Here is a 23,522-nt window from a genome sequence, read left to right as displayed (position 1 = left end):
ATGATAAACCCATAGCTATTAATTTATCATAACTATAGGACTTTTTTAATTAAGCAGCTATTATTCGAGCACTTCATCAGCCATCTGCACAATCTCTCTATACACGCGATCGCTCACTCTAAATCCGGCTTGATTGATTAGATCATCGACAATCGGTTTCACTGCTTTAATCAATCCCTGTTTCTTTGCAGCTAAAAGCACTCCCAGAATACCTGTAAATTTTAATCCAAACCGAGATGCAATAACTCTTGCCTGATAATCATCAATCAGTAATCGATTGGCCTTGAGTTCAATTGCTAAAGCGATCGCTTCAGATTCTCCTGCATCAATTTCAAGCCTAAGTTCTGCAACCAAGCTACGATTTGTAGCTTGTCGAGTCTGAATCCAGGATAGAGTTTGCACTTCTTTCGACCCTGGAACCTCGTATGCTAGATCTACCATCTCATTGTAAACCGCTTGAGGAATTATCAACACTCCATAGAGCTGCCGCAGTATATCAATTTTTTGAATCGCTGATAAATTAGTAATGGGTGATGTGTTACTAACCACGATCATATATCGCCCAATTCCTTCAATGTTTGAATGTCTTGTTGAAAATCTTCACGGTCATAATTGATACAAATTCTCCGATTAGAGAGTGCTTGTTGAAACTCAATTAGGTGCATCCCAGCTAGCTCACGGGCTTTACCAATACTAATTCTTTTCTGTTTATATAGCATAATGGCAATCTCAAGCTTCAAATCGGCTGCCGATAGTTTAGCAGCTTGCAACAACTCATCAGAAATTACAACACTCATAACCGACTCAGCATTCTAAACCCATTGTTTTGATTGTAGCTCAATGGTTCCCTATTCAGAAGCATCAACTTATCCAGGTATTGGCGGACTATCAGCCGATTCTTCGCTTTCGGATTTTCCTTGCTTTTGGAGCAAAAACTCAGCAAAGTCATAAACCAATTGACGTTGCTCTGGTGACAATCCCTGCAAAACTGCCAGCACATCATTTGGAATTACCATCGGTTGTGATGTTGATGTTGCCATAAACCCCTCTTATAAATCATCGGGATTGATGCCAAGGGTACGCAATTTTTCTGCCAATCGTTCTGCCCGTTGGGATTCCTGTTCTGCCCGTTGGCGTTCCTGTTCTGCCCGTTGGCGTTCTTGTTCTGCCCGTTGGTGTTCCTGTTGAGCGTGTTCTTTTGAAGTCTCAATCCAATTACCGGCCCCATCATACCAACGCAGCCACAACCCTTCTGTTTCTTGATATTTCCCAAGCCATACTCCTAACCCTAATTCCAGTTCTGGAATCCAAAATTTGGGCTCAGAAAGCTCTGCTTCCTGATACTGGGTGGGCATTAATTGAAACACCCGCAACTGGTTTTCATAACGGTCAAAGACCACATAGTAAGGAATGCGCATGTATTGTTCATAGGCTTGCCATTTGGTGGGTGGCTTGTTGGCAGACCTTAGGGTTTGTCCTAAATCTTCGGCTTCGGTACCTGGTGATAGGAGTTCCACTACCAAAAATGGCGCTCTGGACTCCTGCCAAACCACATAACTCCAACGTAGGTCTTGTTGTTGTTGAGCAGGAGTGACACCCAATACCAGAAACCAATCCGGTCGCTTATGCCATAAGTAATGACGACTGTCGTAATATACATTCAGGTTTGTAGCAATGAACATTTCCTGCCTAGAATAGTTCGGAGGTTGGCAGGTTTCTCGCAATAGCTGGGGTTGGAAGTCGTGAAATTCGTCAGGCAAACCAGGCTCCTCTGGGTCTTCACTAGGTAGGTCATACATAGTGGGCATGGTTTCCCACACTGGACGGGGATGAACAGTTGGATCTAATTCCTCTTCGTCTGGGTCTTCACTAGGTAGGTCATACATAGTGGGCATAGTTTCGCTGGGAGGACGGGGTGGGTCAGTTTGGTACATGATCGTCTATTAAAACTAATAGTTTGAGGGTAGCATTTGGGTCAGTAACCTAGGATCCCAGCAGTGGGTTTGTTGCTTTTTGCGATTGGCCTACGGCCACGCTACGCGAACGCAAAAGCCATCTCCCCGGCTTTGTTGCTGTTTGCGATTGGCCTACGGCCACGCTACGCGAACGCAAAAGCCATCTCCCCAGTATCAGCTACCGAGCCAATCGAGCCACTAGGTCTTGATGTGCCTCTGACTCTATCCCCTCCTGAAGCACTGCCAATACCCGTTGCATTTCCCCAGCTAGTAACGGCTCTACTGCCAACTGCAATCCTGGAAACACGTTACTGCTCAGCACCCCCAACTGATCTGGCTGCTGCTGGACATACTCCCCTGCATCCAATTCATACCAGCGAAACTGTTGCTCTTGCACCAGCCAAACTAGATACTCCCTGACTCCATTGCGCCGGTAAGCCCGTAGCTTGTCATGGAGGTCGTAGGAAGCACTACTGGCTGCAATCTCGACAATCAACTCCGGTGCTCCCCTAAATTTACCAATCCTGTATAATGAGTCCAGGTATTTTCTCAAAATCTCGCCTGTTTCTTGTCAAGAGAATACCCTGGTAAGCAAGGGCGATAGATCCAATGCGTAAATCTTGAGTGCCAACGCGAATACGTTGCGCTTTGAGTGCTTGGTAAGTATCGCGGGATTTTTGATTATACTGAAGGATATTAAATTCCGACAGCAGCATCACCGTTTCGACCAGCCTTTGATAAGCATTTGAGAGCATAATTCCATCTTTAGCTTCAGCAACTTGAGCCAAACGACCCCTTAATTGTTCTTCAACATTGATAGCAGTTGTTGTCAATTCCACCTGAGAGGCTAACAGGCGTGAAATAAGTACTGGGTGATTCCGTCCATAAAGACTGAGGTGATCCGTATCTAAAATGTACATTGTCATCACTCATCGGTTACTGAATTCGATTCTTCCCGGATCACAGTTAGTTTTTCCATAAAATCATCAAATGTGGGATCATTGGCAAATATTCCTGCATATTTCATCTGAGGCTTAGCTGCATTTGGCTGAAGGTCTAAATTTACCTCAATAGTGACAAACTTACCTCTAATTAATTGTGCTTCTAGGGCAGATTTGACCTTCAAAATTGCCTCTGACTCCGTCTTTCCCTCAACCGTTAAATTTGGCATACCAATGACTGACGCCACAAAATTATCGTCCGATTGACTATGAACAAAAACTTGATACTGCATGATGTATTTTATCCGATTATTTTAGTTTATTTAGAATTTAGAATGAAGAATGAAGAATGAAGAATGAAGAATGAAGAATGAAGAATGAAGAATGAAGAATTCACCATTCACCATTCTGCCTTCTGACAGACAACCTGCCAACCTTCAACCTGCCAACCTTCAACCTGCCAACCTTCAACCTGCCAACCTTCAACCTGCCAACCTTCAACCTGCCAACCTTCAACCTGCCAACCTTCAACCTGCCAACCTTCAACCTGCCAACCTTCAACCTGCCAACCTTCAACCTGCCAACCTTCAACCTGCCAACCTTCAACCTGCCAACCTTCAACCTACCCTTCACCGAAGGACAAAGGCGAACAACCTTTTTCAATTAAGTATTAAGAATGTAGAATTTATAATTTGGAATTCACCATTCTACATTCTCAATTCTACATTCTTCCTTCTACATTCTCAATTCTACATTCTCAATTCTACATTCTCAATTCTACATTCTCAATTCTACATTCTTAATTCTCCATTCTCCATTCTTCATTCTACATTCTTCATTCTACATTCTTCATTCTCCATTCTTAATTCTACATTCTTCATTCTGAAGATTCTTCTTCGTCGATGTCGATTGGATTAGGTAGATTGACCAAAGGTCACGCTACGCGAACAAAAATAATCACAAATTCAGCATCGGGCATGAGCCGTTTAAGGGCCGACCTATGACCCTTGACCAAAGGTCACGCTACGCGAACGGCATCGGATCGGTTACGGAAACGAGCGACAACGACTCGTTGCATCTGTGTTGACACTCCCCGGTCATTAGACGCGGGGATTCTTGCTTCATAGAGCCAACTTGCTCAACCAAACCGGAGTCAGGAAGAGTAGAGGTTGATTGTTAGAGTCGATGTCCCCTATTAAGGGGAGCACCTCTCCTTCAGAACCGTGCGTGAAGCTTTCGCCTCACACGGCTCCTAGATATCCTCTCCTTTCGGAGTGCTCCAATGTATCTGTTGATGACAGCTTTGGTGGACTGCTAATAAATTCTTAGGTTTCCAATTGTCGTGGTTTCCATCTATGTGATGAAGGTGTACAGATTCGTCTTCTAAGAATTTCAACCCACAGAATCCACAGGATTGTTTCTGCTTTTTCAAGGCTTCTGAGGTAGCATCAGAGTATAATCGTGAGTTTCGATTACTCCAATAGACTAGGTCACCGTCGTAAGGTGACTTAGTCCCCCTTACATTTACATGCTGGTTTTGTTTGTAACCTACCTTCGGGAATCCCTTTTTGCATAGCTCATCAGCTCTATACCGACTTACTTTCTTTTCCTTTCGGAACTTTCGGTGGGCAGTGTTGTTGATGAACCATAAGGAGTCCCGGGAACTGCTCATATCGCAGTTCTTGTGGTAATTTCTCCAGCCTCGCACGATAGGGGCTAGCTTTTGGGCTTTTACTTCAGCACCAAAATTCGAGCTGTTGACTACGGCTTTAATCTTCTTTCGTATATTTCGGTGGTTTTCCACTGAGGGAATTGACCGAAATTTTCCGTTTTTCTGGACGCGGAAATTCCACCCCAGGAAGTCAAATCCGTCTGTCGTTTTAGTTAGCTTGGTCTTTTCTTCACTGATTTCCATCCCACGCTCTGCCAAAAAGACTTTGATTTTATTCAGTATCTTTTCAGCGTTGTCATTTGGTTTTAGAATTATCACCATATCATCTGCGTACCGCAGACTGGGGTGAATTTCTTCTATTCCGTTAAGTGCGATATTGGCTAGTAAGGGACTCACGACTCCTCCCTGAGGGGTGCCCTGCTCCGGAAATTCTGGGTTTATTCCGGCTTTTAGACATCGGAATATTCCCACTTTTATCTTTGCCGGGGCAATCACTTTGTCCATTATGGAGGAGTGTGATATACGGTCGAAACACTTTTTAATGTCTAGTTCGATAATCCTTTTTGTTATGCCTTTAGCATCCGATTTCAGATGTAGTTGGAGGCGTTTCTGCACATCTTGTGCGCATCTGCCTGTTCTGAAACCATAACTGTGGGCACTGAACGTGGCCTCATGGGCTGGTTCTAGGGCATATTTAATTAGACATTGCCAGGCTCGGTCAGCGATGGTTGGTATTTTCAACATTCTTACTTTCCCATTCTTTTTAGGGATAGGGATTTCACGAAGTCGGTTATGTCTCCAGTCAGAGGCACAATCGTTCAATGTTTCTACCAACTTGACACGCTGTCTGTAGGAGAGGCTTGACAAGCCATCTACTCCAGCCGTCTTTTTCCCTTTATTTAGTTGTGTCACTTGACGGACTGCCAAAAGCTGTGCTGAACGGGATTTCAGAATCAGTTTTTGTAGAGACCGCGCTTTCTTCAAGTCACCATCTCGAACCGCTTTATACACTCGTTTTTGTAGGCGGAAAAGGTTTTGGCGGAGTTTCTTCCACTTCTGACTTTTCCAGAGGTCGCTATATCTGTTTGACATGCGTCTACCCATACTCTCCTAGAATTTGTGTACTCTGGATACCCGTGCCCAGTTTACGAGCACATCCTACCCGACAGTGGGGATTAGATTTGGCATAACTTACCGAGGATTCGACCATTCCTCAGACCCATAATTGCTGTCGTTTTTACTCGTTCCATTGATCAGATTGTTATGACGATTTAGGGCAGTCCAATTTGCCTATCCTCTTCTCGGAGTTTACAGCTATCGTGGAAAGAACGCTGTGAGAATGAAAGGATGACGTCCGCACCATGTGGTTCCCAGATTGCGGCTTACTCTTTAGACACTTTTTAAGGACTTTCGTTAATCTACCCGTGTCGTCTTCCCATTAGCGGTAGGGAGCCTATCTGCTTTAGCCCTAATTCCGCCCTGGTGCCAGCGTCACTCTGCAAGATGCCGCTTGCTCGGTGTGGCCAGATAGGGTGTCACTTGTCTCCTCAAGGGGTGGGTTTTCACCACCATCCGATAAATAGTTAGGATTTCGGGAACAATTCCCGCGAATCCCCTAAGTCATACCCCTCCAATCACTGGAGGCTCCTACTTAGAACGAGCCGCACCTCCACAAGAGTTCGGATCAATGATCCAGGTTCCGGTGTGCCCCACCGTACCCAAGGCTTTTTTCAAAATGTTGACTGCGGCGTTGTGGTCGCGGTCTAATTTACAGCCACATTTACAGACGTGAGTCCTGGTTGATAGTGACTTCTTGACGACCTCGCCGCATTCTGAGCAGTTCTGGCTTGTATAGGCAGGATTTACCGCAACGGTGACTCTGCCAAACTTTTTACCAAAATGCTCTAACCATTTTCTAAATTGATACCAACCTGCATCGTTAATAGATTTAGCTAGACAATGGTTTTTGACCAGGTTCTTCACTCTCAAATCTTGCCTTCGGCACGCTGCGCGAACATAGGCGACCAGGTCGTTAGACCGGATTACGCAACGTGCCAGTCTCTTGGCATGTTCTATGCGCTACGCGCAGGCTATGCGCTACGCGCAGGCTTCGCCAACGCCAACACGCTGCCTACTTATTTTAAGATGCTGTCTGCCTAATTTATTAACGGCTTTCTTACGGTTAGATGAGCCTTTATTTTTGCGAGAAACTTGACATTGATAGAATTTTAATCTCTTTTCCCCAGCCCTGTAAAAACGGGGGTTTGGTTCAGTGTTCCCCCTAGAATCGGTGTAGAACTCTTTTAGTCCTACATCCAATCCTACGGTGGCATCTGCGGGTTCTAGTTGTTCATTCACATCGACAGAGATGCAAAATTGAACGTAGTACCCATCAGCCCTTTTTACAATGCGAACTCGCTTTATCAATTTCTTGTCAAAGCGCCACAAGTCCCAAGTACCTTTGAGTTTCAGCTTTCCGATTCCTTTCTTGTCACTGAAGGTGATTGACTTTTTGTCAGGGGAAAGTTTCCATCCTGATTGCTTATACTCAACCGACCTACAGTGCTTTTGAAAGCGGGGAAAACCTTTCTTCCCAGGCACCTTTTTCTTGCAGTTTTCAAAAAAGCGAGAAATTGATGACCATGCCCTTTCAGCCGCAGTTTGTCGAGCAGTAGAGTTTAGTTCATTAGCAAAAGGGAATTGCTTAGCTAGTATCTTGCAATATTTACTAAGGTCGTATTTGCCTGTTCCTTTATTGTCCATCCATAAACGAATGCAGCTATTACGGATGAATTTAACCGTCCGAATCGCTTCGTCTATTGCTTGATATTGAAAGGGTTTCCCGTAGGCTTTAAACTCTATTATGATCATCAGAAATCGACCTCTTATGTTAGATTGTTACGCTAACACATCTAGCGAAAACTGTCAACTCAAAATCAAATCTTTTTCACGGCGGCTAAAGACCGCTGCGACCCTTCATCCCGGAGACGAGACCTTAGAATAGGGCAGCCTTAATGATAAAGTTTTAAACCTTTTCAGCCAAGCCTCCCAACCATAAAGGCTGCCCTATTCTTGCGGTAACTTCTGACCCGCTCGCTTTGTGACGGGGCTTTCGGGTATCGGGGATTTTTGTAATAAGCGAACGATTGCCCATGGGTATAGGCGTTGACTGTACGACATAATGAAACTATCTCCTTTTGAGTGGGGGACCCAGAGCCAGCCCGTGACGCTCTAACATCTGTGGGCTGGCTCTTCACTTATCTCCTTTTGAGTGGGGGACCCAGAGCCAGCCCTTAACGCTCTAACATCTGTAGGCTGGCTCTTCACTAATAAAATTTTAGTGTTCCCTTTTATATAATAGCATAAAAATCGCGCTATTATAACATATTTTGAAAATTTTTGTAACAATTTTGTGAGGGAGTAGGGAGTAGGGAGTAGGGAGTAGGGAGTAGGGAACAGGGAACAGGGAACAGGGAACAGGGAACAGGGAACAGGGAATAGTAAGTGCGATTGACCTAAGGTCACGCTACGCGATGCTCCTTTGGAGCCGCTACACGATGCTCCTTTGGAGCCGCTACACGAACGCATTTACCGACCACAGCCATCTGCTATCTGCGATTGACCTAAGGTCACGCTACACGAACGCATTTACCGACCACAGCTAGATGCTATCTGCGATTGACCTAAGGTCACGCTACGGGAACGGATTTACCGACCACAGCCATCTGCTATGTGCGATTGACCTAAGGTCACGCTACGGGAACGCATTTTCCTGACCACAGCCAGATGCGATCGCATTTACCTAGCACAGCTATGTGCGATCGCATTTACCTAGCACAGCTATGTGCGATCGCATTTTCCCACCACAGCTAGATGTGATCGCATTTTCCCACCACAGCTATCTGCGATCGCATTTTCCTACCACAGCTAGATGCGATCGCATTTTCCTACCACAGCTAGATGCGATCGCATTTTTCCACCACAGCCCATACTCTTCCACCGATTCCCGACTCCCGATTCCCTACTCCCGACTCCCGATTCCCGATTCCCGATTCCCGACTCCCGATTCCCGACTCCCGATTCCCAATTCGCGCATTCTAAATTCGCGCATTCTAAATTCCCTACTCCCTACTCCCTACTCCCTACTCCCTATTCCCAGATCCGCTGTAGTATCACCTGTCCAGAGAGGTATTTTTCTTCTAGCATTGAAAATTCCTATAGTCACGGGTTATTCAACAGAAAAACAAAGGAAGCTTTTGCCGAAATACCATCTGAAATTCCTGAAGCATACAATAGCGGTTATAAATTGAAGGTCAGACAGCTTAATTGAGTATAACGGAAAAAGAAACCAATAATTGTTCGATCTTTTTTCGGTTGCTCAATCGGTCTGGACTAGATCTATCGCAGTTCTCAATTGGTTGAGGTAGATTTTGGAGTTTAGGCAAAAAAGAGGGAACAGGGAAAAAATCCTGTGTACTTCATAGGTATGAGGTAAGCATTCAGCCGTCAGCTTATTTTATTCACAAGTTGTTCGGTGTAGCGTGCGCTATGGGCATAAACTGTTTCGGTAGCGTGGCCAAAGGCCTTTAGCTGAATACTTACGATCTGAAAAACCCTATAACCAGAGGATCGCTATCAAAAACGTGTTCGCGTAGCGTGACCAAAGGTCAATCGCGTGCATCTCATTAAAGTTTGACTCGGTTATGGGTTACTACCGACCGTTGATTAGCTGACGGCTGAGGGCTGATAGCTGAATGCTTACCTCCCTACTCCCTACTCCCTACTCCCTACCCAATTGAAAACCCTTAATAGTCGCAAAACCTATTCACAACTTCAGGACAAATCATGAAAAACTCCGAAATACCAATCCCAAATCCCGCCCAAACCATGATGGCGGATGACCAATCCATGACGAATTCACCAGAAACTATGGACAATCAAGACCTAGGGATGGCAACCGCCCCATCCATGGAAAGCCCAAAAGAAGTCATCAACGTTGACGCCCAACATTCCTATCCTCCCTATCCTCCCTATAACCCACCATCCCTAACCCTTGACACAATTACTACTGTGACTATGCCAGTGCTGACTCCTGGTAACAATGGTGACGCCGTACGATTTTTGCAGCAGATCCTAATTAGCTTGGGCTACACCATTGTTAAATTTAACGCCAATTTTGACCGATATACCTACCTAGGTGTAACTCAATTCCAACGCAACAACCGTTTGAAAGTGGATGGAGTAGTTGGCTGGCATACCTGGCGTAAGTTGGGTGAAGCTAGTGTCTCCCGGCGTCGTTATTAGGGAGTAGGGAGTAGGGAGTAGGGAGTAGGGAGTAGGGAGATGGGGAGATGGGGAGATGGGGAGATGGGGAGATGGGGAGATGGGGAGTCAGATCAGTTTTCCCTCTTGCCGATTCCCGATTCCCGATTCCCGATTCCCGATTCCCGATTCCCGATTCCCGATTCCCGATTCCCGATTCCCGATTCGCGCATTCTCAATTCTTAATTCTCAATTCTTAATTCTCAATTCCCTATTGATTAATCCTTCGTCAAGGAAAAATTGACACAAATATCAAATATACTGCTCGCTTTGTGTATGCTTTAATTACACAGATACCTCTCTAGCATTTTGATTGTTTCACATCTCAACTGAAAATGCTAGGGTAGATCAAATACTTTAGAAAAGTTAGCAATCAAAAAGACGACCGGATCAATCCGGTCATTTGTTATGATCCCTCTACTTAACGTCGAGGACTTTCAACTGCAGGTTTTGTTGGTAAGCGCGGATTTCTCGATCCACAGTTGCTAGTGTCAAACCTTTCTCCAAAGCCTGGCTGATCAGCATCCTATCAAAGGGATCGCGATGGATCAGGGGCAATTTTGATAACTGAGTAACACTACCTTCATCAAGGTCGAGACTAGCAATTTGGTGAAGTTGACGCTGGTTTGGCAAAAACTTATCTGGTGGCTCTGGCAATGGTAGCTTACCCAGTTGATACTTGACTATTGCCTCCCAAACTGAAACAACACTCAAGTAGACTTCGTTATCTGGGTCGCGGATGATGTCTCGAACATCTGTCGATAGCATAGTGTCGCCACTGATGAACCATAGGAAAATATGCGTATCTAACAGAATTTTCACTAGTTCTCAAACCCGTCTAGAATCTCATCTGGCAACGGGGCATCAAAATCATCTGGGACTTTGAACTGGCCTAGACAGAGTCCATATGGACGTAACTGCTTTTGAGGAGTAGTTTCAGACTGCTGCTGTCCATACTTGCCCAACAGAAAATCAATGAAGTCTAATACCTGCTGCTGGAATACAGGTGGTAGCGCTTGCCATTTTACAAACAGCTCTTCCCTAGTTGCAGTAGGAGCATCCATGATTTATTACCTTAAACTATAGTCCACTTTATTGTAGCTGGGAGTAGGGAGTAGGGAGTAGGGAGTAGGGAGTAGGCAAGAAGCAAGAGGCAAGAGGCAAGAGGCAAGAGGCAAGAGGGAAGGCTGAGCTGACTCCCCATATCCCCAGACTTTCGACAGTTGAGAAAACCGTTGCACTGAGCACATTGTTCCGAAACTCCCCCCCCGAAGTCCCTTTTCCTATCAATAGTGATCACAAAACCGTTGCACTAGCCGCACAGTTTTGAAAACCGTTGCACTGGGCTTACAGTTCTGATACTCCCCCCTGCTCCGTTCGCTTAGCGTGGCCTACGGCCTCAGCTCCCTGCTGCCTAATCAAAAAACCGTTGCACTGGCCGCACAGTTGATAAAACCATTGCACTGACCGCACACTTCCTCCTGTTCCCAGATCCGCTGTTCCCTGTTCCCTACTCCAAAAACCGTTGCACTCAAGACACAGTTCCCACACTCTTGCCTCTTGCCTTCCCCTCCTGGGAGGGGTTAGGGGTGGGTTCCTCTTGCCTCTTGCCTACTCCCTACTCCCTACTCCCTTCTAATTGCTATACTCAAACCGTTGGCTCTGGAACCGTGATCATGGACCTGATATTAACCTTAGATTTACGCGATCGCTAATTACATATCCCTCTTGCGTCTTGCCTCTTGCCTGTTCCATCTGCCCGCACACTTCCCACACTTCCCACACTTCCCACACTCCCCCCTCTCTTTCCCAGTTTCTGTTAGTATTCGAACCTAAGCAGGAGGTAATTGTGCAATGGATAAATTAAACCAGTATCGTCAAGCCATTAAGCAAATTTTGACCGATTACAGCAAGATAAAACCTTCGTTTGGTGACATAGACCGCTATACTTCGTTTGATCTAGAAAACGACCACTATCAAATATTCAGTGTGGGTTGGGAAGAGCATCGCCGTGTCTATGGCTGCTTGATTCACATTGATATTATCAATGACAAGATTTGGATTCAATATGATGGGACGGAATATGGTGTTGCTAATGAGCTTACTGATGTGGGAATTCCTAAGTATGATATTGTTTTAGCCTTTCATACTCCGTTTATGCGTCAGTATAGTGATTTTGCGGTGGGTTGAAGGGAATAGGGAGTAGGGAGTAGGGAGTAGGGAGTAGGGAGTAGGGAGTAGGGAGTAGGGAGTAGGGAGTAGGGAGCAATGGAAAGAGCCCGTATTCAAAATTTTTTGTGAGTTGAATCGCAGAATTTTTCTTATACAGTAAGCTTTCTAAGTTTTTTGACTGTAAATTTAGCATAAAAGGTACTGAAGAACCGATTTTGCTTTTGTTTCAGGATTGTGACAGCATAGGGATACAGCGTTTTTCACAACTATCAGGTAGACAGGATTTTTTCCCTCTTCCCACTTCCGACTTCCGAAGTCCCTACTCCCTACTCCCTACTACTCCCTACTCCCTGCTCCCTACTCCCTAAAACCCAAGAATTTTTACCTCACCCAAATAAGAATTGCCATCAGTGAAGAACCGATTTTGCTTTTGTTTCAGGATTGTGACAGCATAGGGATACAGCATTTTTCATAACTATCAGAGGGAATAGGGAGTAGGGAGTAGGGAGTAGGGAGTAGGGAGTAGGGAGTAATGGAAAGAGTCCGTATTCACAATTTTTTGTGAGTTGAATCGCAGAATTTTTCTTATACAGTAAGCTTTCTAAGTTTTTTGACTGTAAATTTAGCATAAAAGGTACTGAAGAACCGATTTTGCTTTTTTTTCAGGATTGTGACAGCATAGGGATACAGCGTTTTTCTTAACTATCAGGTAGACAGGATTTTTTCCCTCTTCCCTCTTCCCTCTTTCCTCTTTCCTCTTCCCTCTTCCCTACTCCCTACTCCCTACTCCCTACTCCCTACTCCCTACTACTCCCTACTCCCTACTCCCTACTCCCTACTCCCTACTCCCTAAAAAAATCTACCTCACCCAAATAAGAATTGCCATCAATGTCAGATATTAATAATTTTAAAGACTTACTAATTTGGCAAAAAGCCATGGATATAGCCGAAAAGTGTTATTTATTAACTAAATTTTTTCCTAAAGATGAATTATAAGGTATGGTTCAACAAATTAGGAGAGCTGCGGTATCTATTCCAGCAAACATAGCAGAGGGATACGGGAGAAGGTCAACCCCTGAGTACATCAGATTTCTTAATATTGCCCAAGGGTCAATTAATGAATTAGAGACACATCTTATTTTATCTTCTAGAGTAGGACTATCTAAGCAAACAGATATAGAATTGATTGTTTCTTTACTCACAGAAGAAACTCGAATGATTATTGCTCTGATTAGAAAGCTAGAGCAATGATAGGGAGTAGGGAGTAGTAGGGAGTAGGGAGTAGGGAGTAGTAGAAAGAGGCCGTATTCAAAAAAATTTTTTAGTTGAATAAGGGAGTAGGGAGCAGGGAGTAGGGAGCAGGTAAGAGGGAAGAGCAAAAAAATCGGCTCTTCTGTACCTGATAGTTATGCAAACCGCCGTAATTATATTACCTGCTACCTGTTCCTTTACACTAAAATAGTACGTCCTAAACCATACTTCGGTTGCTATAACTTTAAAAAAGTTATAGCGTTTCTAGGACTCATGAGGTACACGGGATTGTTTCACTCTTGGCTATTGGCTATTGGCTATTGGCTAATCCCTGCTCCGAAGTCCCTGCTCCGAAGTCCCTACTCCCTACTCCCTACTCCCCAGCTCCCCTACTCCCTACTCCCTACTCCCTACTACTCCCTACTACTCCCTACTACTCCCTACTCCCTACTACTCCCTACTACTCCCTACTACTCCCTACTCCCCAGCTCCCCTACTCCCTACTCCCTACTCCCTACTCCCTACTCCCTACTCCCTACTCCCTGCTCCCTATGCCATAATAACGATAGACAACAACGGGGGAGTCATGAACATCAGCGAAGTTGTGTTTTTGGTTGAGGAAGATCCGGAAGGGGGTTATACGGCCAGAGCTTTAGGAGAATCTATATTTACTCAAGCAGACACCTTAGATGAGCTGAAAACGATGGTTCGAGATGCTGTTCAATGTCATTTTGAAGGTAGTGATAAAGATGTAGTGGTTTCGCTACGGTCTGGTAAAGGTAACAGGATCTAAAATCACGAATTGTTTACCACTACTGCATTTCTCAAATATCTCACTCCCCATCTCCCCAGCTCCCCATCTCCCCATCTCCCCATCTCCCTATCTCCCCACATTCCCTACTCCCTACTCCCTACTCCCTACTCCCTACTCCCTATCTCCCTATCTCCCTACTCCCTACTCCCTACTCCCTACTCCCTATCTCCCTACTCCCTACTCCCTACTCCCTACTCCCTACTCCCTACTCCCTACTCCCTACTCCCTACTCCCTACCTCCCGTCGATACCGAGCACGCGCTGGTGTCCCCCAGCATACTTGCTGCTCCGGGATATTACTAAAAACACTGCTGCGAGCACCAATTACCGCATTGGCTCCAATGTGGACACCGGGAGCAACGAAGCAATCGGTAGCAATCCAGGCTCCGTTACCAACATTAATCTCAGCTGTGATTAAACCAAAGGCTGGGTCTTTGATATCGTGACTACCGGTACAGAGGTAACATTTTTGGGAAATAATGCAGTGACTACCAATGCGAATCCGATCGACGCTGTAGAACACTACATCATCCCCAATCCAACTGTAGTCACCAACTTCTACTTTCCACGGGTAAGTAAAACGAGCAGTGGGTCGAATGATGACATTAGTACCAATCTTGGCTCCAAATAGTTGGAGCAGCCATCGGCGGAAACCGTTGAAGTTATGAAGACTTAAGGGAAAAGCGATCGCTTGCACCAACCACCAGATTAAGACTAACCAGCTGGGACGCCCTCGGTCAAATCGAGATGAGTCGTATTGGCTTAAATCTACTAAGGGGGCTAATTCTATAGCAATTTTTATACTCATGGGGTACTACAAATCTCTGGGTTTTAGGGAGTAGGGAGTAGGGAGTAGGGAGTAGGGAATAGGGAATAGGGACTTCGGAGCAGGGAGTAGGGAATAGGGAATAGGGAGCTTCGGAGGGTGCATCTCATATTTGTAAAAAACAAGGGAAGTGTGGGGAGTGTGGGGAGTGTGGGGGGGAGCATGTCACTTATGCAGAACATGTGTACTAAGGTAATAGGTAATGGGTAATAGGTAATGGGTAATAGGAACCCACCCCTAACCCCTCCCAGGAGGGGAAGGTAATAGGTAATAGGGGGAGCATGTCCAGGATGAATATTTGTACATTATCTATAGCCCCCGGGTTTAAGCTTGCTCTACTGGAAAATAGTACTATAGCGGTTTTTAGCCTAATGAGGTACACAAAACTTTTTACCTCTTTCCTCTTCCGACTTTACTGCTCCCTGCTCCGAAGTCCCTGCTCCGAAGTCCCTGCTCCCTGCTCCCTAAAAGCCAAAAACTTGTACCTTACTAGCTTAAAAACCGCTATAATGTTTCAGCAAATTTGACCTGCTCCCAGTGTGGGGAGTGTGGGAAGTGTAGGGAATGTGGGGATTTTCGCCCGAATTTTTGCCTAATTTCAAAACTGAGATGCACCCGCTTCGGAGCAGGGAGCAGAGGGACTTTTGGCAAATTTATATAGGTTAGTATAGTGAGTAGGGAAAAGGGAGCTGAGGCCGTAGGCCACGCGGGGCGCGTTCGGAGCAGGAAAGAGGGAAGAGGAAAGAGGTAAGAGGGACAAAATAATGTGTACTTCATAGCTATGATCAAGGCTATATAGCAACACAAATAAACCTCCCTACTCCCTACTCCCTACTCCCTACTCCCTACTCCCTACTCCCTGCTCCCTGCTCCGAAGTCCCTAAAAACCAACAACTTTTTACCTAACTGAATTCCAAACCCCTGTAAATGTCAAACATTAATAATTTTAAAGACTTACTAATTTGGCAAAAAGCCATGGATATAGCCGAAAAATGTTATTTATTAACTAAATTTTTTCCTAAAGATGAATTATACGGTATGGTTCAACAAATTAGGAGAGCTGCGGTATCTATTCCAGCAAACATAGCAGAGGGATATGGGAGAAGGTCAACCCCTGAGTACATCAGATTTCTTAATATTGCCCAAGGGTCAATTAATGAATTATAAACACATCTTATTTTATCCTCTAGAGTAGGACTATCTAAGCAAGAAGACATAGAATTGATTGTTTCTTTACTCAAAGAGGAAAGTCGAATGATTATTGCTCTGATTAGAAAGCTAGAGCAATTGTAGGGAGTAGGGAGCAGGGAGTAGGGAGTAGGGAGCAGGGAGTAGGGAGCAGAGAAGTCGGAAGTGGGAAAACAATCCTGTGTACCTGATAGTTATGCAAACCGCCGTAAACACTTTGGCCAAGGGAGCTTCGGACCAGGGGAAAGAGACCGTATTCATAGAATTAGGCTAGTTACAGCGGTTTGCAATTCAGTTAGGGACAAAGTTCCTAGGTTTTTAGGGAGCAGGGACTTCGGAGCAGGGAGCAGGAAAGAGGGAAGAAGGAAGAGGGAAAACAATCCTGTGTACCTGATAGTTATGCAAACCGCCGTAAATACCCTAATTTCCTTTTTACCGTAAGCTTTCTGAGTTTTTTAACTATCAATTTAGCATAAAAGGTACTGAATCACCCCTCTTAAATCTTCTGACTTCACTGCTCCCTGCTCCGAAGTCCCTACTCCCTACTCCCTATTCCCTATTCCCTACTCCCTACTCCCTACTCCCTACTCCCTACTCCCTATTCCCTACTCCCTACTCCCTACTCCCTTTCCCCAATCATGCTCTCAAATAATAATGAAGACTCGCCCCACTATGACCAGTGATAATCCAAACGACCGAGCGCCCTACATCCCGTGCCACTCGCAGCCAGGATTCCTCGGGCCGCTGGGAAGGAATGGCCACAGGGGTGAAGGCAATACCGTGACTGCCGAAAACAAAGAAGGCGATCGCAATCGACCGACGCATGTGAAAGTCTGAGGTGATTAGATAGACATGGTGGATGTCATGGGTTTGGAAATCTTGAACCAGGGAGGTAAAGTTGGTCACCGTATCGATAGCACGCCGATCAATATGTACTTGTTGATCAGGAATACCTGCTTCCCGAAAGACCTTTTGGGCTTGTGGGGTGGGCTGTCCAGAAGAGACCCAAATATCAAGGTTAGGATGTTGCTGAGCAAACTCAGCTGTAAATTTTTCCCGTGTGATATCTCCACCGAGGGTCAGAATCACCTGAGGAGTGGGGGATTGGAGATGGGCGACCCCTAAGCGAATGGGAATAAAACTAAGAGCAATACATAGGATGGTAACGGTAAATACCGCCCGCATTTTGCGTAGGGTTTTGCGAGGGTAGCCAAAGCCAGGTTTATTGGTGAAACGTCGGCGTGAAGATAAGTTTCGTTTCATGGCTCAATACAAGGATTTTCCCGTAGGTTGAGTTGTAGGGAGCAGGGAGTAGGGAGTAGGGAGTAGGGAGTAGGGAGTAGGGAGTAGGGAGTAGGGAGTAGGGAGTAGGGAGCAGGGAGTAGGGAGCAGGGAGTAGGGAGTAGGGACTTCGGAGCAGGGAGTAGGGAGTAGGGAGCAGGGAGTAGAAGAGTCTTGGGGATCCAGTCCGGTCTTGAGGGTTCCCCCCATCTCCCCATCTCCCCACACTCCCCGCGCCCCCGCCCCACACTCCCGATTCCCGATTCCCGATTCTACATTCTGCCTTCTACATTCTGCCTTCTACATTCTAAATTCTAAATTCTACATTCTAAATTCTAAATTCTAAATTCTAAATTCTTAATTCTCAATTCTTCATTCTCAATTCTTCATTCTTCATTCTTCATTCTTCATTCTTCATTCTCAATTCCCGATTTTACAATGGTTAAAGTTTATATTTTAGTTTTTCAAATTCAATCAACCGAATCGATAACAGAGTTTCCGCTAGCATCCGTTGAAATGCATAATACCAACCATGCCAACCATCGAAAATTCCGCCCTTAAGAATCAGACAGTAAAATAGGATAATAAAGGGAGCAATAATTTTTTGTTTGCGAATTTTGTCACCTAAACTAATTTCATTATCTGGAGTCTGGGTTAGTTTTTTGACTTCAATTATCATGTAACGGTCTTGGGCCCACAACCATCGGCTTAAAGGTTTGCGGTCATCATGATGGATATAGGAAGAGAGTGTTGCTGATTTGCCATCTACAATAACTCGATGTGCATGACCATCATTTTGATAAGTTGCTTTTTCTCTTTTGTAGAGTACTTTTCTTGGTGGCAATAAAGTACCATGCAAAGGTTTTCCAAAGATACAATACTTGAATCGAACACTATAACTGTTTACGTCAGGTTCTGTTTCAAAGGTTTGTATTTCACTGATTAGCTCATCTGTTAAAACATAATCAGCATCTAGGGATAGTACCCATTCAGATGCTATTTTTCCTAGTCCATAATTACACTGGGCAGCAAAGGAATCAAACTTTCTTTGAAAGACTTGTACTTGAGGAATTGAATCTAAACTTTCTAAAGTTTCATCTGTGCTGTAACTATCAATTACAACAATTGTCTTTGCCCAAGTAAGCTGTTGAAGGGTACGTTGGATGTTGGGCGCTTCGTTGTAGGTGAGAATGAGTGGGGTAATTTTTTCTAGCATTTTATATACAGCAGTTCTCAGTTGGTTGAGGTACAAATTATTGGATTTTAGGGAGCAGGTAATAGGTAATAGGTAATAGGTAATAAGTAATAGGTAATAGGTAATAGGTAATAGGTAAAAATCCTGTGTACCTGATAGCTATGAAAAACGCTGTAACTGAATTAAGTTAATTAAAACTGACTTATAGCACTACGCATTAAGGTTAGGACATTTATAAAAGCAGCAAAAGCTATTATCATCAGCTATTGCTAGCATGCCTATTGCCTATTGCCTTGCGCGTAGCGCTATAATCTGCTAGAACACAACATTGCTTTCCAGAGATAGGGATATGTACATGCAAGTTTATATAGCATTTATAAATATATCATTAAAACCAATGCTGATTTAGCGTAACACCAAAAACTCCTTGGATATCTTGACTACTGTTCCCTGTTCCCTGTTCCCTGTTCCCTTTTTTTATCAATCTTATCTTTACATCTCAACTAAAAATGCTATATAGGTTGATTATGGATGATAGCTGTATAAACTTGAATCAGTTTTTTGGCTATGGAATCCCAGGTGTATTGTTCAAAGATAAGTTGACGAGCGCGAGTTCCCATCTCTTTGGCTTGTTCGGGAAATTGCAAACACTGGGTTAAAGCATTGGCAATAGCCTCAGCATCAATATCAACTACATGGGCAACTTTTGCCGTAGCAGCTTCTGGAAAATTACAGCCTGTGGTAATAACACAAGGTAAACCTGAAGCCATACCTTCCAACACAGACATACTAAACCCTTCAGAATAGGAAGGGGCAACATAAATACTAGCAGCAGCAAGGGCAGCATATTTGAGAGAGCCTGTTAACATCCCTGTAAAGGTAACAGCATCTAAACAACCTGCGTTAGCAAAGTAGTCTTTAGCTGTAGGTAAGAAACCAATGTTATCAGGACCAGCAATAATTAGGTGAGTATGGGAAAATTTAGAGTGTATCTTACCAAAGGCTGTGGCTAGCAAGTCTAATCCTTTTTTGGGGTCGATACGTCCTAAGAAGAGAATCAGAGTTTTGTTACGAGTAGCTGGAAACTGTTGATAAAAAAGTTCAGGATTAGGGAGTTGTTCAAAGTCTTGACGGTGGATGCCGTTAGGGGCAATAGTAACAGGAGTTTTGAGCTTGAGGGGTTTAATTTGTTCCGCTTCCGTAGAGGCTAGCATTTGCAGTGCGCTAGCATTTTGGAGAGCAGGCTTTTCTAATAGGTTGTAATAGATACGTTTTTTTAAGGCTTTATAGGAAAGTGCCCAAGGGTCAAGCATGCCGTGGGGAATGATAACATAAGGGATATTATACCATTGACAAGCCCAGTAAGCAGCTAGGTTAGGAACTGAAAAAATCGCATTAGTTTGGACTAAGTCATAATCGCTGATGTGTTGGAATAGCCACTTACTCAGAGAAAAACTAAATTTGTAGTCTCCCATCCCTTTGTAAGGAAAAAACTGCAGGCGATAATTAGTTTTAGGTAACCAGGTTTTGACAGGGGCTTCTATAACCTCAGAACCATTAGCATTAGTGGCTACTAGGTCAACAGTAATGCCTAAGTTACCCAATGCTTGAGCTAGTTCCACTACGCATTTAGATGTACCCCCATAAACAGCCCCTAAAGCAGGAATAACAATCAGAAGTTTCATCAGTAATTATAGCGGTTTTAAATTAAATGAGGTACAAATTTTTCGGTTTTAGGGAGCAGGGAGCAGGGAGTAGGGAGCAGGGAAAAGAAATATGTCCTAAGCTTTGCTTCTAGTGCTATACCTCATTAGGCGAGAAACCGCTTTAGTGATGTAAGCATTCAGCCTTCAGCTGTCAGCCGTAGCGCATACGGCGGTTTGCAATTCAGTCAGGTACAAATTCTTGGGTTAATGGGAGCAGGGACTGAGGCCGTGGGCCACGCGGGGCGCGTTCGGAAGAGGGAAGAGGGAGAAAATCCAGTGTACTTGATAGGTATGCAAACCGCCGTAAGCTGATAGCTGATAGCTGATAGCTGATAGCTTACTTAGTGATTAGCTAAGGCGTATTCAACAGCATTTATCAACCCTTGAGCAAAATAGTCGGGAGAGAATTTCTGGATGTGTTCCAGGGCGGCTTGACTGAGATTGTCTAGGTCAATTTTCCCTGAACTTACCTTGAACATTAACTTAGTTAGCTGTTCCCTATCATAGGGATTAAAACCAAATCCATTAATCCCTTCAACTACTAAATCTTCAAAACATCCACAGCGATTAGATACTAATACTGGTAAGCCAGCCGCCATAGCTTCATTCACAACTAATCCCCATTGTTCGTGAGTACTAGCATGGATAAAGCAGCCAGCGTGAGCAAAATAAGGCAGAAGTTCTTGTTGTTGTAAAAAACCAGTCAGATGAATAAACTTAGTCAACCCTAAGTCTTTAATCTGTTGCTCAATTTGAGAGCGCATTGAACCATCCCCACACAGGACTAACTCCCAAGCCCTGTCTTTTGCTAGTTGGCGATAGGTAGCGTAGGCTGAAATTACAAAAGGGAGATTTTTCTTAGGGATAAAGCGATTGATAGTCAGGAAGTAGGGCTTTTTTAAAGGAGGTGCCAGAGATTTAATTTTATCGGGATAGAAAGCATCATTCCCTACGACATCATAGCCGCAAAAAATTGCTTCCTTAGGTAGTCCTAATTTTATCAAGTAACGTTTTTGTGGTTGGCCCCCCACTAAAGCAGATTTATACGGTTTAATTATGCAGCGCTTTAAGGTTTCACGGCACCAGGCTCTAGGAAAATCTCTTTCTGTAGTCTCCGAAAGCAGAATTGGTAGTTTACCGTGCCATAAACTCCATACTAAAGTAGCAATCATAGCTGATCCAAAATAGCCAGCAATCACCACCACATCAGGCTGAACGTTCGTTAGGGTAGAATAAAGTTTTGGGAGTAATTGATGAGTTTTTACATCCTCTCGCTGCCGGTCTTTAACAATAGAAATTAGCGCAAAAGGAATATTGTTTAAGTTAGCTTTCCAGGCATATTCAGCTTCGGATCTTGCTAATTCTATGCCAATCACATTCCAGCCTATTTGATGACAGTGCTGGTGCAAAGCACTGACACGGGCAATATGGTAGGGGCCATAGTTAGTAAACAATACTGCGATTTTGAGCACTTGATTTAGAGAAAAATATATAGAGTTAAATTCTGTTTTAATCAGATATAGCGTTTGTATTTGAGATGTAAATATAAAAGGTCTTTTTTGATTGGACAATAAAACTCTGGATCTCTTTCCCCTCTTGCCTTTTGCCTCTAGCATGCATGCCTTTTTCGGCAATACTTGCGTTTACAACCTAGATCCAAACGCTATAAATTAGATGTAGACATAAATCTTCCCTTAGATTTTTTGGATCCGTAGCGTTCTAGCATAAGCACAAACAGATATCCAAACAAAGCTGGCCATAATACGAGTAGGGTAAATTCTCTACCTAAGTTAAACGTCAGCCCCAAACAAATCAGAAATAATCCTAAGCGCAGGGTGGAAAATTGCTGTGCCCAGAGTCTCCCCATAAAACTTGCCCAACTAGCCATTAAAATCGCCGCACCCATTGGTCCAAATATAGGACCAAAATTAAAAAATCCTTGTCCAATTAATCCAGTTGAAATAGTAGCAAATACCCCAATGTCATTATCAGCACCACCAAATCCCCGTAAGATAGCATAATCAATTCCAATTAGAGGTTTATTAGGCCATATTGCTCTAGGAATTATATTAGCTGCTTCTGCTAAATAGCGACCTCCGTAAGTTAATTTTAGGCTTCCTTCTTGATAAAATTGATTGATATAACATAGCTCTTCTAGCATATTTAATCCCAAGTGCTTGGTTTCTGATAATTCTTCTGTTTGCAGTCCACTATCGGCAGCAAATAATTCCGTAAAACCAGTGTTGCGATAAGTAATAATCAAGGTCATGACTTGATTAATAATTAAAAACGTCACGATGCTAATTAAAGCCTTCCTCCAAACCTTGTCTTGGGAAAATAATGCATAGCTAAAATACCCTGGTAAAACTACAGCCAGAAGATTGTTTCGGGCTCCCAAAAAAATAAAATATGGCAGTGTAATTAGAATAATTAAAATATTTAACGTCTTAAATTTACGGCGCATTGGTAGGGGTAAAAGCACGCCAAAAAATGCACAAACTAGGGTATAAACATAACCGGCGGAAGAAATAATAAATCCATTACCACCAGCAGCAGCAGCCCGACCCCACATTTGCCGTCCAGTACGAGCTGCAATTGGAAATAAAGCAGTGAAAATATCGCCGTTGAGACGGCTAACACCATATCCTAATAAACATAGCCAGACGAAGGCTAGAACCATTAAAAGTTGCTCAGGATTAAAGGCAGTAAATTTAAAAACAGTATGATATTTTTTTATAAATTTGCGAAAAATGTAAGGAATTAATAGGCGAAAACTTACTAAAAAAATAATAATTTGCCAATAACAGTCTTCGATAATTACTGAAGGGAAATGAATGAAGTTTTCAGGTGTGTAAATTAGTTCTATAAAATACCAGGCTGCAATAGTGGCATACACCGCCAAGGCGGGAATACTCCAAGCTCGTTTGTCTTTGAATAAAAACGCTTCAATGACTAAGATAAAAAGTAGGCTTGAAGCCATGACATAAATAGGGACAAGGGCTTCGGGAAACCCTACAGAATCAGTCATTAATCAAAACTATAATAAAGGGAGTAGGGAGTAGGGAGTAGGGAGTCGGGAGTAGGGAGTAGGGAGTAGGGAGTAGGGAGTAGGGAGTAGGGAGTAGGAAAAAAAAAAAAAAAAAAAAATACAAAAAAAAACAAAAAAAAAAAAGACAAGAGAACAAATGAGAAGCGATAAA

General features: G+C 43.8%; 33 protein-coding genes and 3 pseudogenes. 12 read left to right on the top strand and 24 right to left on the bottom strand.

Features of this window, described 5'->3' with window-relative positions; genetic code table 11:
- Positions 1-60: 60 nt before the first annotated feature.
- The 7 genes and pseudogenes from F6J90_RS07680 to F6J90_RS07650 all read right to left on the bottom strand — a co-directional run bounded on the left by F6J90_RS07680 (position 61) and on the right by F6J90_RS07650 (position 3,189).
- Entirely contained in the window at positions 61-555 is a 495-nt protein-coding gene (locus F6J90_RS07680) for a DUF3368 domain-containing protein (protein WP_293091891.1), read from the bottom strand.
- Positions 552-797 carry a UPF0175 family protein gene (locus tag F6J90_RS07675; RefSeq protein ID WP_293042976.1) on the bottom strand — a complete coding sequence of 82 codons (246 nt, stop codon included), beginning with the start codon at positions 795-797 and terminating at the stop codon, positions 552-554. Before F6J90_RS07675 ends, F6J90_RS07680 begins: the two co-directional genes overlap by 4 nt.
- A gap of 69 nt (positions 798-866) precedes the next feature.
- Complete coding sequence (locus tag F6J90_RS07670) at positions 867-1,040, bottom strand: DUF2281 domain-containing protein (protein WP_293091890.1); 174 nt, start codon at positions 1,038-1,040, stop codon at positions 867-869.
- A gap of 9 nt (positions 1,041-1,049) precedes the next feature.
- A complete protein-coding gene (locus F6J90_RS07665; protein ID WP_293094754.1) occupies positions 1,050-1,799 on the bottom strand; it encodes a Uma2 family endonuclease in 750 nt (249 codons plus the stop codon).
- A 334-nt stretch (positions 1,800-2,133) separates the two neighbouring features.
- Positions 2,134-2,463, bottom strand: a pseudogene (locus tag F6J90_RS07660) (Uma2 family endonuclease); the annotation flags it as partial.
- A 7-nt stretch (positions 2,464-2,470) separates the two neighbouring features.
- The gene (locus F6J90_RS07655) at positions 2,471-2,875 is read right to left on the bottom strand and encodes a type II toxin-antitoxin system VapC family toxin (RefSeq protein ID WP_293091889.1); all 405 of its coding nucleotides are present in this window, start codon (positions 2,873-2,875) and stop codon (positions 2,471-2,473) included.
- A 5-nt stretch (positions 2,876-2,880) separates the two neighbouring features.
- Positions 2,881-3,189: a hypothetical protein gene (locus F6J90_RS07650; RefSeq protein ID WP_293091888.1), complete on the bottom strand. Its 309-nt coding sequence runs from the start codon at positions 3,187-3,189 to the stop codon at positions 2,881-2,883.
- Between the two features lie 91 nt (positions 3,190-3,280).
- Between F6J90_RS07650 and F6J90_RS07645 the strand changes: the two genes are divergently transcribed.
- A complete protein-coding gene (locus tag F6J90_RS07645; protein ID WP_293091887.1) occupies positions 3,281-3,814 on the top strand; it encodes a pentapeptide repeat-containing protein in 534 nt (177 codons plus the stop codon).
- A gap of 334 nt (positions 3,815-4,148) precedes the next feature.
- On the opposite strand, the gene F6J90_RS07640 is transcribed toward F6J90_RS07645, so the two are convergent.
- The 3 genes and pseudogenes from F6J90_RS07640 to F6J90_RS07630 all read right to left on the bottom strand — a co-directional run bounded on the left by F6J90_RS07640 (position 4,149) and on the right by F6J90_RS07630 (position 8,093).
- Complete coding sequence (locus tag F6J90_RS07640) at positions 4,149-5,660, bottom strand: reverse transcriptase domain-containing protein (protein WP_293091886.1); 1,512 nt, start codon at positions 5,658-5,660, stop codon at positions 4,149-4,151.
- 555 nt (positions 5,661-6,215) lie between these two features.
- A pseudogene (locus F6J90_RS07635) lies at positions 6,216-7,439 on the bottom strand (transposase).
- 360 nt (positions 7,440-7,799) lie between these two features.
- Positions 7,800-8,093, bottom strand: a complete 294-nt coding sequence (locus F6J90_RS07630) for a hypothetical protein (protein WP_293091885.1) — start codon at positions 8,091-8,093, stop codon at positions 7,800-7,802.
- A gap of 290 nt (positions 8,094-8,383) precedes the next feature.
- Between F6J90_RS07630 and F6J90_RS07625 the strand changes: the two genes are divergently transcribed.
- The 3 genes from F6J90_RS07625 (at position 8,384) to F6J90_RS07615 (ending at position 10,134) form a co-directional block, all read left to right on the top strand.
- Positions 8,384-8,878, top strand: coding sequence for a hypothetical protein (locus F6J90_RS07625; protein ID WP_293091884.1), 495 nt, complete (start codon positions 8,384-8,386; stop codon positions 8,876-8,878).
- Positions 8,879-9,413: 535 nt separating this feature from the next.
- On the top strand, positions 9,414-9,872 hold the full coding sequence (locus F6J90_RS07620) for a peptidoglycan-binding domain-containing protein (RefSeq protein ID WP_009149902.1): 459 nt from the start codon (positions 9,414-9,416) through the stop codon (positions 9,870-9,872).
- A 79-nt stretch (positions 9,873-9,951) separates the two neighbouring features.
- Positions 9,952-10,134, top strand: a complete 183-nt coding sequence (locus F6J90_RS07615; protein ID WP_293091883.1) for a hypothetical protein — start codon at positions 9,952-9,954, stop codon at positions 10,132-10,134.
- A 173-nt stretch (positions 10,135-10,307) separates the two neighbouring features.
- On the opposite strand, the gene F6J90_RS07610 is transcribed toward F6J90_RS07615, so the two are convergent.
- The 4 genes from F6J90_RS07610 to F6J90_RS07595 all read right to left on the bottom strand — a co-directional run bounded on the left by F6J90_RS07610 (position 10,308) and on the right by F6J90_RS07595 (position 11,441).
- On the bottom strand, positions 10,308-10,712 hold the full coding sequence (locus tag F6J90_RS07610) for a type II toxin-antitoxin system VapC family toxin (protein ID WP_293091882.1): 405 nt from the start codon (positions 10,710-10,712) through the stop codon (positions 10,308-10,310).
- Positions 10,712-10,954 carry a DUF2281 domain-containing protein gene (locus tag F6J90_RS07605; RefSeq protein WP_293091881.1) on the bottom strand — a complete coding sequence of 81 codons (243 nt, stop codon included), beginning with the start codon at positions 10,952-10,954 and terminating at the stop codon, positions 10,712-10,714. Before F6J90_RS07605 ends, F6J90_RS07610 begins: the two co-directional genes overlap by 1 nt.
- 6 nt (positions 10,955-10,960) lie before the next feature.
- Entirely contained in the window at positions 10,961-11,140 is a 180-nt protein-coding gene (locus F6J90_RS07600) for a hypothetical protein (RefSeq protein WP_293091880.1), read from the bottom strand.
- Positions 11,141-11,237: 97 nt separating this feature from the next.
- Complete coding sequence (locus tag F6J90_RS07595) at positions 11,238-11,441, bottom strand: hypothetical protein (protein WP_293091879.1); 204 nt, start codon at positions 11,439-11,441, stop codon at positions 11,238-11,240.
- A 2-nt stretch (positions 11,442-11,443) separates the two neighbouring features.
- Between F6J90_RS07595 and F6J90_RS07590 the strand changes: the two genes are divergently transcribed.
- Positions 11,444-11,605, top strand: a complete 162-nt coding sequence (locus F6J90_RS07590; protein WP_293091878.1) for a hypothetical protein — start codon at positions 11,444-11,446, stop codon at positions 11,603-11,605.
- A 139-nt stretch (positions 11,606-11,744) separates the two neighbouring features.
- A complete protein-coding gene (locus F6J90_RS07585) occupies positions 11,745-12,080 on the top strand; it encodes a XisI protein (RefSeq protein WP_293091877.1) in 336 nt (111 codons plus the stop codon).
- On the opposite strand, the gene F6J90_RS07580 is transcribed toward F6J90_RS07585, so the two are convergent.
- Positions 12,046-12,255 carry a hypothetical protein gene (locus F6J90_RS07580; protein ID WP_293091876.1) on the bottom strand — a complete coding sequence of 70 codons (210 nt, stop codon included), beginning with the start codon at positions 12,253-12,255 and terminating at the stop codon, positions 12,046-12,048. The genes F6J90_RS07585 and F6J90_RS07580 overlap by 35 nt on opposite strands.
- A gap of 22 nt (positions 12,256-12,277) precedes the next feature.
- Here F6J90_RS07580 and F6J90_RS07575 point away from each other — a divergent pair, with 22 nt between their 5' ends.
- Positions 12,278-12,430 carry a hypothetical protein gene (locus tag F6J90_RS07575; protein ID WP_293091875.1) on the top strand — a complete coding sequence of 51 codons (153 nt, stop codon included), beginning with the start codon at positions 12,278-12,280 and terminating at the stop codon, positions 12,428-12,430.
- A 39-nt stretch (positions 12,431-12,469) separates the two neighbouring features.
- On the opposite strand, the gene F6J90_RS07570 is transcribed toward F6J90_RS07575, so the two are convergent.
- Positions 12,470-12,691, bottom strand: a complete 222-nt coding sequence (locus F6J90_RS07570; RefSeq protein ID WP_293025377.1) for a hypothetical protein — start codon at positions 12,689-12,691, stop codon at positions 12,470-12,472.
- Between the two features lie 259 nt (positions 12,692-12,950).
- On the opposite strand from F6J90_RS07570, the pseudogene F6J90_RS07565 reads away from it, so the two are divergent.
- The 3 genes and pseudogenes from F6J90_RS07565 to F6J90_RS07555 all read left to right on the top strand — a co-directional run bounded on the left by F6J90_RS07565 (position 12,951) and on the right by F6J90_RS07555 (position 14,106).
- Positions 12,951-13,313, top strand: a pseudogene (locus F6J90_RS07565) (four helix bundle protein).
- Between the two features lie 306 nt (positions 13,314-13,619).
- Positions 13,620-13,931: a hypothetical protein gene (locus F6J90_RS07560; protein ID WP_293091874.1), complete on the top strand. Its 312-nt coding sequence runs from the start codon at positions 13,620-13,622 to the stop codon at positions 13,929-13,931.
- Positions 13,900-14,106 carry a 2-oxoisovalerate dehydrogenase gene (locus F6J90_RS07555; protein ID WP_293091873.1) on the top strand — a complete coding sequence of 69 codons (207 nt, stop codon included), beginning with the start codon at positions 13,900-13,902 and terminating at the stop codon, positions 14,104-14,106. The genes F6J90_RS07560 and F6J90_RS07555 overlap by 32 nt, the downstream gene beginning before the upstream one ends.
- Before the next feature lie 240 nt (positions 14,107-14,346).
- Here F6J90_RS07555 and hpsU read toward each other — a convergent pair whose 3' ends face one another.
- The gene (gene hpsU, locus F6J90_RS07550; protein ID WP_293091872.1) at positions 14,347-14,934 is read right to left on the bottom strand and encodes a hormogonium polysaccharide biosynthesis acetyltransferase HpsU; all 588 of its coding nucleotides are present in this window, start codon (positions 14,932-14,934) and stop codon (positions 14,347-14,349) included.
- Between the two features lie 389 nt (positions 14,935-15,323).
- Between hpsU and F6J90_RS07545 the strand changes: the two genes are divergently transcribed.
- Both F6J90_RS07545 and F6J90_RS07540 read left to right on the top strand, forming a co-directional pair.
- The gene (locus tag F6J90_RS07545) at positions 15,324-15,479 is read left to right on the top strand and encodes a hypothetical protein (protein ID WP_293091871.1); all 156 of its coding nucleotides are present in this window, start codon (positions 15,324-15,326) and stop codon (positions 15,477-15,479) included.
- A gap of 400 nt (positions 15,480-15,879) precedes the next feature.
- On the top strand, positions 15,880-16,119 hold the full coding sequence (locus F6J90_RS07540; protein WP_293091870.1) for a four helix bundle protein: 240 nt from the start codon (positions 15,880-15,882) through the stop codon (positions 16,117-16,119).
- A gap of 111 nt (positions 16,120-16,230) precedes the next feature.
- On the opposite strand, the gene F6J90_RS07535 is transcribed toward F6J90_RS07540, so the two are convergent.
- The 7 genes from F6J90_RS07535 to F6J90_RS07505 all read right to left on the bottom strand — a co-directional run bounded on the left by F6J90_RS07535 (position 16,231) and on the right by F6J90_RS07505 (position 23,350).
- Positions 16,231-16,401 (bottom strand): hypothetical protein, encoded by a 171-nt coding sequence (locus F6J90_RS07535; protein WP_293091869.1) that lies wholly within the window; start codon positions 16,399-16,401, stop codon positions 16,231-16,233.
- Between the two features lie 375 nt (positions 16,402-16,776).
- Positions 16,777-17,403 carry a YdcF family protein gene (locus F6J90_RS07530; protein WP_293091868.1) on the bottom strand — a complete coding sequence of 209 codons (627 nt, stop codon included), beginning with the start codon at positions 17,401-17,403 and terminating at the stop codon, positions 16,777-16,779.
- Positions 17,400-17,639 carry a hypothetical protein gene (locus F6J90_RS07525; RefSeq protein ID WP_293091867.1) on the bottom strand — a complete coding sequence of 80 codons (240 nt, stop codon included), beginning with the start codon at positions 17,637-17,639 and terminating at the stop codon, positions 17,400-17,402. Before F6J90_RS07525 ends, F6J90_RS07530 begins: the two co-directional genes overlap by 4 nt.
- 224 nt (positions 17,640-17,863) lie before the next feature.
- Positions 17,864-18,637 carry a glycosyltransferase family 2 protein gene (locus tag F6J90_RS07520; protein ID WP_293091866.1) on the bottom strand — a complete coding sequence of 258 codons (774 nt, stop codon included), beginning with the start codon at positions 18,635-18,637 and terminating at the stop codon, positions 17,864-17,866.
- A gap of 491 nt (positions 18,638-19,128) precedes the next feature.
- Entirely contained in the window at positions 19,129-20,301 is a 1,173-nt protein-coding gene (locus tag F6J90_RS07515; RefSeq protein WP_293091865.1) for a glycosyltransferase, read from the bottom strand.
- Between the two features lie 362 nt (positions 20,302-20,663).
- Positions 20,664-21,794 carry a glycosyltransferase family 4 protein gene (locus F6J90_RS07510; RefSeq protein ID WP_293091864.1) on the bottom strand — a complete coding sequence of 377 codons (1,131 nt, stop codon included), beginning with the start codon at positions 21,792-21,794 and terminating at the stop codon, positions 20,664-20,666.
- Positions 21,795-21,985: 191 nt separating this feature from the next.
- A complete protein-coding gene (locus F6J90_RS07505; RefSeq protein ID WP_293091863.1) occupies positions 21,986-23,350 on the bottom strand; it encodes a hypothetical protein in 1,365 nt (454 codons plus the stop codon).
- Positions 23,351-23,522 lie beyond the last annotated feature (172 nt).

Origin of the sequence: Moorena sp. SIOASIH (genome assembly GCF_010671925.1) — a bacterium.
GTDB lineage: Bacteria > Cyanobacteriota > Cyanobacteriia > Cyanobacteriales > Coleofasciculaceae > Moorena.
This window is presented reverse-complemented; position numbering and strand designations above follow the sequence as displayed.